The sequence below is a fragment of the Ruegeria sp. G2 genome, assembly GCF_056533505.1.
In genome coordinates, this window is record NZ_JBQFON010000011.1 from 111,495 (window position 1) to 123,513 (window position 12,019).

Consider the following 12,019-nt stretch of genomic DNA (forward strand, 5'->3'; position numbering starts at 1 on the left):
AGGCCAATTTTTTCTCCAAAAATCAGCTGACGTCGCCGGTTTCCAGATTCCACTTGAACTCGTTGCAGTCGCTGAGTTTGCCGGTTTTGAAATCGGCGATCTTGTACTTGATCGAGATGCCGCGATACGCAACGGTCCACTGTTCTGATGGGATCGATTCTTCGCCCCCACTAACCGAATAGCTGTCGACGATAGCGTCGCGCAGGGTGAAGATCAGATATGGCTCCATACCTTTCTTCTCATCGTCACCCGACCGGCACAGATGAATCGTCATCTCGCCGTTGGACTTGCCCGAAGCAACATAGGTCATGAGCTTGGCCGAGGCTTTGCTGAGCTCGGTGCTCAGCGTGACTTTGCCGAAATTTGCATTCGCATAACCACGCTGGGTGGTGCCCATGTCGCCCATATCCAGGGTGCGCGCGACCTCCCAGCTGATCTCTTTACAAGCGATCCAATCGGTATGTTGTTTTTCCCTGGCCTCACCGGGGAAGTCCATCTTGATGAATACGTTTTCCATTTTACCTTCCTTCAAGGGCTAATGATGACACTGAGATATTCGAGGTTTGAAATGGCGGCAGTGAAGCACTTCACCCGCCGCCACTTTTTTTTTCGGTTTAACCGGCTTTTTCCGACGGAAGTTTCGAAACTAGGCGCAGAGACACCGATAGCCCCTCAAGCTGGTAGTGTGGGCGTAAGAAAAACTTGGACGTGTAGTATCCGGGGTTGCCTTCTACGTCCTCAACAACAACCTCGGCGGAAGCCAGCGGTTTGCGCGCTTTCTCAGCTTCAGCAGATATATCAGCGTTGAAGTCAACATACTGGTTGATCCAGTCCTGCAACCAGGATTCCATATCCTGACGGCTTTTGAACGAACCAACTTTGTCCCGCACCATGCATTTTAGGTAGTGAGCAAACCGACAGGTCGCAAACAGATATGGCAGACGAGCAGCCAGATTGGCGTTCGCAGTCGCGTCAGCATCGTCATACTCGGCGGGTTTATGCAGCGATTGCGCACCGATGAAGGTGGCAGCGTCGCTGTTTTTGCGGTGGATCAACGGCATCATGCCATTCTTGGCCAGTTCCGCTTCGCGCCGGTCCGAAATCGCAATCTCGGTTGGGCATTTCATGTCAACGCCACCGTCGTCGGTCGGGAAGGTGTGCGCTGGCAGGCCCTCAACGGTACCGCCGCTTTCCACACCGCGGATCCGCGAGCACCAACCATATTCCTTGAAAGACCGATTGATGTTTACCGCCATGCCATAGGCCGCATTCACCCAGCTATAGCTGTCGCTATTCGCACCGGTGGTGTCTTCCTCAAAGGCGAACTCCTCGACCGGTTCGGTTTTGGAACCATAAGGCAGACGCCCCAAGAAGCGCGGCATGGCCAGACCCACATATTTGGAATCTTCACTTTCACGCAGAGACCGCCAAGCAGCATATTCCGGGGTCTGGAAGATCTTGGTCAGGTCGCGCGGGTTAGCCAATTCTGACCAGCTGTCCATCTGGAACAGGCTTGGCTTGGCACCGGTGATAAGCGGCGCATGGGCAGCAGCGGCAATCTTCGACATTTCACCCAACAGTTCGATATCCTGCGGGCTGTGATCGAAATGATAGTCTGCAACCAATGAGCCATAAGGCTCACCACCAAACTGGCCAAACTCTTCTTCGTAGAGCTTCTTGAAGATCGGCGATTGATCCCACGCGGTACCTTTGAACTTGCGCAAAGTCTTGTGCATGTCCTTTTTCGAGATGTTCATCACGCGGATTTTCAGCATCTCGTCGGTTTCGGTGTTGTTCACCAGATAGTGCAGACCACGCCACGCGCTTTCCATCTGCTGGAAATCGGCATGGTGCAAGATCAGGTTAACCTGTTCGGTCAGCTTCTTGTCGATCTCAGCAATGATGCCTTCGATCGAGCGCAGCGCATCGTCCGAAATAAGGCCGGTATTGGCCAGGGCCTGTTCGGCAAGTGTTTTCACTGCGCTTTCAACGGCAGTCTTGGCCTGGTCCGATTTCGGGCGAAATTCCTTGGTCAGCAGAGCTTCGAACTCGGATGATCCAAATGCGGTTGCGCCTTCGGCGGCTTCTACCTTGGCTTCTTCATCGGCCATCTTTTACTCCTCCTCAGCAGCGTCGTTGCCCGGCTTGGGCTGGGCTGCCAGTGTCTTTAGCAGGCTGGGATCCTGCATAATTTTTGAAATCAGATCCTCGGCCCCGGTTTTACCATCCATATAGGTCATGAGGTTGGACAATTGTGTGCGCGCATCCAGCAGCTCTTTCAGCGGTTCGACCTTGGCCGCGATCGCGGCCGGGCTGAAATCATCCATGCTTTCAAAGGTAATATCTACTGCCAGATTGCCTTCACCTGTCAGGGTGTTGGGCACCGTGAACGCAGCGCGCGGCGCCATCGATTTCATCCGGTCGTCGAAATTGTCTACATCAATTTCCAGGAATTTCCGGTCTGCAACGGCGGGCTGCTCGACCTCGGATTTGCCAGCCAAATCGCTCATGACGCCCATGACAAACGGCAGCTGTACTTTCTTCTCGGCTCCATAAAGCTCGACATCATATTCGATCTGAACTCTCGGAGCCCTGTTCCGGGCTATGAATTTTTGTGAACTGTCAGCCATCTGTTGCTCCTCGACTCATCCGTCAGCTTTTTGTTTCGATCCACGTTCCAGCGCTATCGCCGGAAACGTATCAAAATCCATCGTCATCATCATCTTTCAATCCGCCGATCTGGCGCACTTCGTCCAGACCCTCTTTGGCCATATCTTCGATAATCGTCATAAAATCTGCATTCACAAGCCGCTTTGCCCGTTCCAACAAAATCGGTAGCGGGCTGGAAGGCTCGCAGCGCGCATAATAATCCATAATGCGTTCCAACATTCGGGTAACGTCTTCGGGCGAGTTGACCGCACCACCGCCTGCAGGCGCAGCAGCTGGTCCTGATCCTGATTTAGCCGCGGGTGCATCCATTTCGTCCACGTCGTCATCTGCGGCGTCACCGACATCAGCGTAACGGGACATCGCCTGCTTGATGCTCTTCAATGCGTCAATCAAAGGGTCCAGATTCGGGCCTTCTCCCGGGGTCTTGTCAGCAAAGACAGCATCGATAGAGTTTACATTCTCAAGCGCTGATGCAACCGCTTCCGCGTTGGCGGAAAGTGTTTCTTCATCAGTATCCTTGAAAGCGGCGGCAACGCTGTTTTCGTCCGGGATGTCGTCCAGATCGGCCGGCATATTTATGCGGCCATCGACAACATCCAGATGACGTAGGGTGATGCGTCCGAAAGTTCGGCTTTCCGTCAAGCCAGTGCGACGTAGCGCTCGCACCATACGTTCAGTCGAGGCCAGACCACGCACCGCGTTGATCCGCATCGTCGCGTCGCCATCATCTTCGTCCAACTCAGGGTGACAAGTATCCCAGAATTCATCCAGAAGAGATCTGACGTAATTTATCGAAGCTGAAAATTCAGTAAGACCCTTTGTATGCAAAACCGCTTCAGCCAGGTAGATCGCGGCGCGCAAATCATGGCTCTGTTCCATAACCGCTAGCGCTTTGGCCTCGACATCAGCCCAATCTTGTTCTTCAGCGGCGACGACCTCGTCGCCCATCTGACGTTCTTCCCCTGGCTGAGCCGCGATCTCAAGATCAGTAAATGCCGGATCATATTCCAGGTTTTCACCGCTTGGCTGATCTTCGCTTCTAGGCTCCAGATAAGATGATAGTTCCATACTCTCCCCAATAACGTGGCGGTTGTCTGCCGCTTGTCCGTTTGTTGGCACCGCTTAACGTGATATTCCCGACAACCGATATGAACTACTTCACACGATGACAAAGCTTGCAAACATTTCGCGTTTTATGCGCAGTCATTGTTATGAATCAGCCCCATACCAGGCCCAAAGTCAAACCTAATAAATACGTTTTTTTTACGACATGGTTTGGCCGCTACGCCGATAAGGCACGCATTTTTCGTTTCGCCGAAGAAGTTAGATGCCGAGGACTAAAATTTCCTCTTCTCGCATGCAGTCCGATGCTGCAATTATCATGGAAGGTCCGAACCCGATCGAACGGACTCTGGCACACCGTCTTCACAGACGACGCCTGCGGACGACTAGGAGAAATCGGCAATCGAGAACGGGAATAAAATGAAAACAGGGATATTTGCAGTCATTGCACTGACACTTGCAGCCATGATGGCGCAGGCTGACGAAGGTAAACTGTCCATTGAGTTGAACAAGTTTGAAACTGGCGAGGCTGGGGGCTGCCGCGCTTTCTTTTTGTTTCGCAACCAAACCGGTAACAGCTTTGAAGAATTTGAAATGTCACTGGCGATCCTCGACGGCGACGGAGTGATCGATCGCTTGCTGTCCATCGACGCAGCCCCCCTACCGGTACAACGGACAGTTCTAAAGCTCTTTGAGATTCCCGAGATTGATTGCTCAGATATTTCCGAGGTGCTTTTACACGACCTGCCCGCGTGCAAACCTCAGAACGAAAACCCTGTGGATTGCTTCCCGCTATTAGCGTTGGACAGCAAGACAACAGCGAATCTGGCGCAATAAGCCATGCCGGGGTTGGAAAATCTGGGCACCGGAGGCCCAATCATCGTCCTTCTTGGACTACTGTCCTTGCTGTCGCTGACAGTGATCGTGGTCAAGGTTATCAAGCTCGCGCCGGTACGCGCTGGAGGGCCCGCTCGGGACGCGGCTTTTGTCCAATGGTCGGTCGGAGACAAAAAATCTGCGCAACAGGCCGTCGCCGCAGGTAAATCACCGGCGGACCGTGTTTGTGCCTATGCCATGCAAGCGCTTATCGATGGCTTCAAAGGGCCTGCCCTGATGGCCGAGCTGACGCGTCGCGGCAATCAAGAATTCGCCGTAATGAACAGCTGGATTCGCGTTTTAGAATTAATCGCCATGATCTCACCTTTGCTGGGGCTTTTAGGCACAGTGACCGGAATGATTCAGTCGTTTCAGGAATTGGAGTTGGCGCAGGGTGCGGCTAACGCCTCGGTTCTGGCGGGTGGTATCTGGCAGGCGCTGTTGACGACCGCTGCCGGGTTGTTGGTCGCCATTCCAGCTGCCATTGGCGCCTCTTTGCTGTCCGGACGTGCCGAAGCAGGAGCGCAGTCCATAGAGAACGCTGTTGGCAATCTGATGGTGCTTGAGGAGCGCGGCGCGCATTAAGGAAGCTTCGATGTACAGCGATATCAGCCTGAACAGACGCAAGCCGACCCGGCCATTGATCTCTCTGGTTCCGATGATCGACGTAATGTTGATCCTGCTGGTGTTCTTCATGGTCACGTCGACTTATCTGAACCTAGACATGATTCCGGCGCTGGCACAGTCCAACCGCCCGGTCCCCTCGCAGGCAGCCGAAGCCGAGACTGAATCCGAAACACTGCTTATTCGCATCGGAACAGACGGTTCCCCCTTTCATCAAGGTAAGGATTTCACCCGGGACGAACTGATCAGCTTGCTGACAGTCCGCCTTGATCGGAACCCTGCGCTTCGGGTCATCATCCTGCCGACCGGAGGTGCTCGACTACAGTCGCTTGTAACTGTCATGGATATTGTCACAAGCGCTGGGGCAGTGAACATGCGCGTGATCCGACTGGAGGCCCGCCAGTGAGGATCTCTCGCCCTGCTCGTCGCCATCACCCCGAGACGATCATCGCCCTGATCGATGTGGTGTTTTTCCTGCTGGTCTTTTTTATGTTGATTGGCCGCATGGACGCCACTGCGCCGTTTGATGTAACCCCACCAACGGCCCTGACCGGGGCGGACATGCCAGCGGGAGGCATCACGTTATCCGTAGCGGCCGATGGGACGATGGCGCTAGACGGCGAAGAGGTATTTCTGCAAGACATTGATCAGCGCATTCAGTCCCAACTGGAGGCCGATCCAGACATTCTGATCCGGATCAACGCGCATCGCGACGCTGTATTACGCGACATCCTGCCCCGGATTGCCCAATTCGAGGCGATGGGTGCACGCGACGTAGTTCTGGTGGTGACACCTCCGGGGCCTGCACGGTGATCAAGGGGCCGTTCATATGGGGGGTTGGGTTAGTCTGCTCGCTTGCCCTTCATGTCGGCGGCGCTCTGGCCCTGATTTGGAGTGTCGAGCCAGACCCGGTGACGGAGCAGCCCGTGCCCGAGACCCGGATGCAATTGTCCGCCCATCAGGTCAAACAAAGCGAGGCTATCGAAGCACGACCGGAAGTCGAGGCTGCGCCGACAAAGGATGCGATTGGGGCGCAGCTGGATCAAAGCGCAATACGTCAATCGACCGCAGCTTCGAAGCAACTCCCGCAGCAAACGCTTTCGGCAACCCAGGCGAAATCGGATGCTCTGGCGCCGCTTGAAAACCTGTCTGAGGCAATACAGCAAGTCAGCGACACGCCTCAGCACTTACAAGCCGCAGCAGTGTCACCATCTCGGTTGGTCCCAGCTACTTTGCTGGCGAATCCAATCCTTTCAAGCGCACCGCAAGTGCAGGCTTTGCCCCCCAAACCTCCAAAACAGGAACTGGCCCAGCCTGTGAGACCCCAACCCGTCGCGCTAAAGCAGACAGTCCCTGATATCCCTCCCACCAACGCGTCCGAGGTGTTTTCAACCACGGGCAATGAACCGATCGACCCCATCTCTCTGGCGGCGATCCAGAGTTTCATGCGACCCGAAGACGCCGGGAAAAGCGCTCAGAATCTGCGGGATGGAATCGATGGGCTACTGGCGCAAATTCCGTGCGCACGGCTGCAAGTTCAATTTCAACCCGACACCAACACATTGCAGGTCATCGGTCATATCCCCGAAGACGGATTGCGCAATCCTGTACTGACAGCCCTTCAGGCACAAATGGGAAACAACATACGGGTTGACGACAAGCTTCACATCCTACCTCGCCCACAATGTGGCGCGCTCAGTGGCATCGCGGATGTCGGATTGCCGCAATCGACAGATCAAATCACCAATCCGCTTCTCATCGGAAAGGACGTTCATGCACGCGAGTTTCACTATGTTAAAGGACAGCAGCTGATATTGGACCTGACCGGGGCCGATTACGACGCTTTCGTCTATGTCGATTATTTTGATGCCGAAGGTCAGGTGATCCACCTCAGGCCAAACGTGTCAACTCCAATGGCGCCGACACCTGCAAAGGCTGCTTTGCAGATCGGCGCAGCGGAACCGGGTGACGCGGGCCTCTTTGTTACGATAGGGCCACCTTATGGGCAGGAAATAGCCGTCGCCTTCGCAGCATCGGAACCGCTGTATCACGACGATCGACCGTTGGTTGAACCTGCCGAGGGATATCTGAATTTCCTGAAAACACGAATTGCCGAAGCACGCAAAAGCAACCCGAATTTCAAAGGAGAATGGGTTTACTTCTTCATCACTACCACCGAGCGATAGACATCGTCATTTTCCATAGGGGTTAATTGAGGCACATATCGATGGATACGTTTCGTATCAGCCACAAACCTATGCCTTGGCAGGTGCGCGGATACTCGTTTTCACCGCAAAGCACGGATCTGTTCGCACGGTAAGATTGCAACATAAATTCTGATGTGATGCAGATTACAGTCTGGGCCTAGGTTGTGTGGCAAACAACAATGGACAGAGAGAGTTTACCATGCGTAAGCTTAAAGATGAAATTGACTAGTTCAGAGAGTTGGGAGGCTATTATGGCCCGAGTTTCACTGCCAATACTTTTGTCGGGTACGTTCATTTTGGCAGGGTGCGAACTGCCGTGGACGGCAGAGACACAAACCGTTCCATCAAGCCCCGCAACACAACCTGTTTCAGCGGCTTCGCCAACACCGACCCAAGTGTCGGCCCCAGTGGTCCAAACTGCTCCCGCACCAACCGAAAGCACGTTGATCTCCGGCGAAGAGCGCCAAGGCGACGGAGGTGGCGATAGCGGTGGAGGAAACGATGGCGGCGGCGGCAGTGGTGGCGGCAGTGGCGGCGGCGGTGGAACCGGCGGCGGCGGCGGCGGTAGCTGGAACTAGCGCAGGGATATAAAACATGTTGAAGCGTAGTCTGCTAGGCGCGCTCTTCGGAGGCACAGTCGCTTTGTGTGCGGCAAGCGACTCTGTTTGGGCGCAATCAAGTTCTGAGAGCACAGCGCAGATTACTGAAGCGCCTCGGATTGCAATTGTGATTGGCAATCAGGATTACTCCGAAGTCGTCGACCTTGCGAATGCGCAAAAAGATGCAGAAGACATTGCTGCTCTGTTACGGGAATTCAACTTTAAGGTTTACGACGGATACAATCTTGAAAAGCGAGAATTCGAGGAGCTTCTTCGAACTGCGGTTCTGAACATTCCTGATTCAGCCAACGTCCTATTTTATTATGCCGGCCATGGCATTCAGATTGGGCGACGCAACTACCTGTTACCGGTCGATGCAAAATTCGAAAGCATTTACGACGTTCCTTTGGCCACGATGACACTGGACCGGATTATCGACACATTATCTGCCAGAAGTTCAGCCCATGTGGCGATCCTTGATTCATGCCGGGACAATCCGTTCAGCGATATCAGGTTGGCAGCGGATCTTGATGCAAACCTGTTCGAAACGCGACCAGGCTTTGATGTTTTTAGCACGCCTTTGAATTCACTGGTCGCATATTCGACCTCACCCGGTGCCGTCGCCAGCGATGGCGACATCGGCCAGAACAGCCCCTACACTTCAGCCGTATTAGAAGCTGCACGGGCCACTCCATATGACAACATTCAAGAACTGTTCCCGGTCATCAGGGAACGTGTCCACCAGGCGACGGGTGGGCGCCAAATACCTTGGGAAAGCTCTACGCTGGTGAAACCTTTTTACCTGGCCCAACACCAGGCTGAACAGCAGCCCCCGGCCATTCCGAGCGAAACCAGCCAGTCGCTGGACCTCGTTCAGCAGTTCGACAAAAGCATTCCACTGATCCAAACGTTGTCGCAAGCGCTCGGGACCGAAATCACTGATGTTCAGATTGTCGAACGCCCTGAACAGGGTGTGATCGCGCTGGAAGATACTCAGCAAAACGCCTCGATTTCATATGCTCCTGAAATTTCAGATGTCCGTGCGGTCGAGATAAGCAATAATGGCGTTCGGGACAGTTTTAGCGTAGAAGTTGTCACCTCCGATCAGGAACGTAAACGCGTCGACGTCTCACTGCAGCTGGACATTAACGCATGCGACATCGAGGCAGGTGATGCACTTGATCTCAATGGTGTCGGCGTATTTCGCCTTCCAAACGAACTGGACATCCCGGCCGGTCTGAAGGCGTGTGGCACAGCTGTCGCCGAATATCCCGGCAATGCCCGTTTTCGATATCAGCTTGGGCGGGTGCAACAGGCCGCCGGGCAACTGGTAGATGCACATGCCAATATATCTGCGGCGGCACAAGCTGGCCACATACGGGCGAAATTTGCCTTGGCCATGCTACTCGACTCGGAACGGATCGACCGTGGTGTAACCAAGATTCCGTATGACCCTCAACAAGCACTCAGCCTGCTGGAACAGGGCACCGCCGAACAAGACCCGTACGCGATGCATCGCCTTGGGAAAAAGCTGCTACGAGAAGGTGATACCCAACAGGAAAAGAGCCGTGGGTTTGAGCTTCTTGAGCGTGCAGTTGAACTTGGACACACCTTTTCGATGAACGAGCTTGGACTGTATTTCCTGCGGGAAGACTCGGCGCATTACATACCTGAGAGAGGCATGCGATATCTCCGGGCGTCTGAATTGCGAAAAGACATCTATGGCTACGACAACCTCGCCTATGTCGCACTGCTTGGCCTCGGCGGAAACCCTGTCGACTATGACAAGGCATTGCAATATTTCATGGCAGCCTCCGAAGGCGGTCACCCAACTGCCCCGGCCAGCATCGCGCGGATGATCTTGCGTGGCCAGCTTGAAGGCCGATCTCGATCTGAAGCGTTAGAGTGGTATGATGTATCACTTGCAAGGGGCGATGCTTGGGGTGGGGCAAACGGCGCTTATATCATTCTTGACGGTCAGGTTTCAGGAAAAGGCCCGGCAGACGCCGCCCTCAGAGCTGCAAAAGCAGCGTTGTTGGCAGATACTGAAGCAGCCACCCAGGCACAATCGCAGTTGGACAATGTGCCACGCGAGGCCTTGGACCGTGCTCTCCAGATGGCACTGAACGAATTAGGTGAAAGTATCAAAGTAGACGGCCAGGTCGGAGCGCAGACTCTAAAATCGCTGGAAAACGCAACTGCTTTGAATAGAGTCCCCATTCCCTACGCTGCACTGGAGGATCCGAAAGAACGGCTCTTGCTAGCGGCAAGAGTGTACTGGGCCAGAAACCCGGTGCGTTTCGATTTATTTTAGCGGTATGTTTTGGTTCTGACCTGACGTTCGTTGTTGACCATGGAAAGCTCACCCGACCAAAAGGTTAAACAACCAATTCCACGAACTACTATGTCGGGCATGGATGTAGTGAGCTCATGATACAATTAAGTGTCAGGCCGAATGTCAGCTCATGATTTCGCAAATAGGCGCGCAATACCCGAAGGACGTGATCCTGTCTCAGTGTTCTTTTGTGTTCGGTGCGGTGTTTCATACCGAGACTCGGAAGAGATATTGGGTGAACACGGTATATCAGCAGATTACGCCACGCTGATCCTTGAATAAGCACGTGCAGCTCGCTGCGTTTGGCAGGTTTCGCTGTGGAGCCCGCCGCTAACGAACAATCAAATCAAAAGACACTTCGTTTTCTCTGAGGTCGATTAGGGATTCAAGGCGGACCGACCGGTGCGCTCGGTTTGATTCTGCGCATAGCAATATTAAGCAGTAGCCACACCTTCCGGGGATTGCGCCTCCTGTTGCAACCACTCTCGAACAACACGGACGGCTCGTCGCCGTCCCGCGCGCTGGTTGGTGGCGAGGTAATATCCTCCAAAGGGAATTTCTACGTCGTTAAGGCTCACCAACGCACCCGTCTCAACTTCTATTTGACAAAGGTGCTTGTCCATCAGAACCGCACCCAGGCCCGCCACGGCCGATTGGATTGACAGGAGTGCTCCTAATGGATGAGGCAGATCAAGAGTAGGAACCTCTTTTAAACCAGATTTCGAGAACCATTCTGGCCAAAGACGGAATGTTGCCTCTTCAATCAATGGGCCCGTGGCCAGAACTTTAAGGTCGGTCTCAGAACCAACAATTGGCGCAAAATTTGGCGCGGCAAAAGCTCTGACCAGAGATGGAAACAACAGGTCGTACCCTTCGTCTGGGTGGGTGCGAAGATATCTTAGGCCCAGATCGAAATCGTGCGCCTCAATATCCATGACCTCTGTTGTGATCGAAAGACGTAAGTCTATCTCTTGATGCGCGGCTTTCAGTCGTGGTAGCCGTGGCACCAACCATTTTTGCGCGACGGCGCTCTCTGTTGTCATGGTAACAACACCTTTGGGCGCAGACGTCAGAGCGTCAGTTGCGATGGCAATTTGGTCAAGAGCAGGCGTGATCTGTCCCAAGTAGATTTGTCCCTGTTCGGTGAGGGCAACACCAGATTTTTGCGTCCGGAAAAGATGCACGTTCAACCGCTTTTCCAACCCGCGTATGTGACGGGAAATTGCGGAGTGCGATACGTTCAATTCCTCCGCTGCACGGGTAAAGCTACCCAACCTCCCAGCTGCCTCAAAGGCACGCAGCGGATTCAGGGGAGGTAAGTTTCTTGGCATGATCGATTGTGACTTTTTGGAACAATGGATGTCAAGAAACGGCGTTTGTGAGATGTCAAGATTTTTAAGAAAGTAGGTGCATGACTACGAAAGGAGAGATCCATGAAGTACACCTATTCTCGTGATTTTGTATCACATCGTGAAGTCCCGGCCTCAGGAGTCAAAAGTGTGGGCCCCTTGTGCGAAAAAGTCAAAGAGTCGCTCCGATTATTGCTAGCAAAGCGAATTGACCCAACCAGAATGAGCAGGGTTGAACGGCAAGATTCCGGAATCGCCGAAGCCGAGATCGATTGGCATAACGCCTTACGCGGACCT

12 protein-coding genes and 1 pseudogene are annotated in these 12,019 nt (G+C 53.8%); 8 read left to right on the plus strand and 5 right to left on the minus strand.

Annotated features, from left to right (window positions below):
- Positions 1-22 precede the first annotated feature (22 nt).
- The 4 genes from ACR0DU_RS18370 to tssA all read right to left on the minus strand — a co-directional run bounded on the left by ACR0DU_RS18370 (position 23) and on the right by tssA (position 3,738).
- Positions 23-517 (minus strand): Hcp family type VI secretion system effector, encoded by a 495-nt coding sequence (locus ACR0DU_RS18370; protein ID WP_010443396.1) that lies wholly within the window; start codon positions 515-517, stop codon positions 23-25.
- 97 nt (positions 518-614) lie between these two features.
- Positions 615-2,111: a type VI secretion system contractile sheath large subunit gene (gene tssC, locus ACR0DU_RS18375; protein WP_010443395.1), complete on the minus strand. Its 1,497-nt coding sequence runs from the start codon at positions 2,109-2,111 to the stop codon at positions 615-617.
- Positions 2,112-2,114: 3 nt separating this feature from the next.
- Positions 2,115-2,630 carry a type VI secretion system contractile sheath small subunit gene (gene tssB, locus ACR0DU_RS18380; RefSeq protein ID WP_010443394.1) on the minus strand — a complete coding sequence of 172 codons (516 nt, stop codon included), beginning with the start codon at positions 2,628-2,630 and terminating at the stop codon, positions 2,115-2,117.
- A gap of 70 nt (positions 2,631-2,700) precedes the next feature.
- Positions 2,701-3,738, minus strand: coding sequence for a type VI secretion system protein TssA (gene tssA / locus ACR0DU_RS18385; protein ID WP_170781939.1), 1,038 nt, complete (start codon positions 3,736-3,738; stop codon positions 2,701-2,703).
- A 414-nt stretch (positions 3,739-4,152) separates the two neighbouring features.
- Between tssA and ACR0DU_RS18390 the strand changes: the two genes are divergently transcribed.
- From ACR0DU_RS18390 to ACR0DU_RS18425, 8 genes and pseudogenes are all read left to right on the plus strand, one after another.
- Complete coding sequence (locus ACR0DU_RS18390) at positions 4,153-4,569, plus strand: hypothetical protein (protein ID WP_010443392.1); 417 nt, start codon at positions 4,153-4,155, stop codon at positions 4,567-4,569.
- A gap of 3 nt (positions 4,570-4,572) precedes the next feature.
- Positions 4,573-5,193, plus strand: a complete 621-nt coding sequence (locus ACR0DU_RS18395) for a MotA/TolQ/ExbB proton channel family protein (protein WP_170781938.1) — start codon at positions 4,573-4,575, stop codon at positions 5,191-5,193.
- A gap of 10 nt (positions 5,194-5,203) precedes the next feature.
- A complete protein-coding gene (locus tag ACR0DU_RS18400) occupies positions 5,204-5,638 on the plus strand; it encodes an ExbD/TolR family protein (protein ID WP_170781937.1) in 435 nt (144 codons plus the stop codon).
- Positions 5,635-6,045 carry an ExbD/TolR family protein gene (locus tag ACR0DU_RS18405; RefSeq protein ID WP_480876439.1) on the plus strand — a complete coding sequence of 137 codons (411 nt, stop codon included), beginning with the start codon at positions 5,635-5,637 and terminating at the stop codon, positions 6,043-6,045. The genes ACR0DU_RS18400 and ACR0DU_RS18405 overlap by 4 nt, the downstream gene beginning before the upstream one ends.
- Positions 6,042-7,418, plus strand: coding sequence for a hypothetical protein (locus tag ACR0DU_RS18410; RefSeq protein WP_480876441.1), 1,377 nt, complete (start codon positions 6,042-6,044; stop codon positions 7,416-7,418). Before ACR0DU_RS18405 ends, ACR0DU_RS18410 begins: the two co-directional genes overlap by 4 nt.
- Positions 7,419-7,690: 272 nt before the next feature.
- Complete coding sequence (locus ACR0DU_RS18415; RefSeq protein WP_319544402.1) at positions 7,691-8,017, plus strand: hypothetical protein; 327 nt, start codon at positions 7,691-7,693, stop codon at positions 8,015-8,017.
- 16 nt (positions 8,018-8,033) lie between these two features.
- Entirely contained in the window at positions 8,034-10,352 is a 2,319-nt protein-coding gene (locus ACR0DU_RS18420; protein ID WP_480876443.1) for a caspase family protein, read from the plus strand.
- A gap of 151 nt (positions 10,353-10,503) precedes the next feature.
- Positions 10,504-10,643 (plus strand): annotated as a pseudogene (locus ACR0DU_RS18425) (IS6 family transposase); the annotation flags it as partial.
- Positions 10,644-10,807: 164 nt separating this feature from the next.
- Here ACR0DU_RS18425 and ACR0DU_RS18430 read toward each other — a convergent pair.
- Positions 10,808-11,704 carry a LysR substrate-binding domain-containing protein gene (locus ACR0DU_RS18430; protein ID WP_480876445.1) on the minus strand — a complete coding sequence of 299 codons (897 nt, stop codon included), beginning with the start codon at positions 11,702-11,704 and terminating at the stop codon, positions 10,808-10,810.
- Positions 11,705-12,019: the final 315 nt, after the last annotated feature.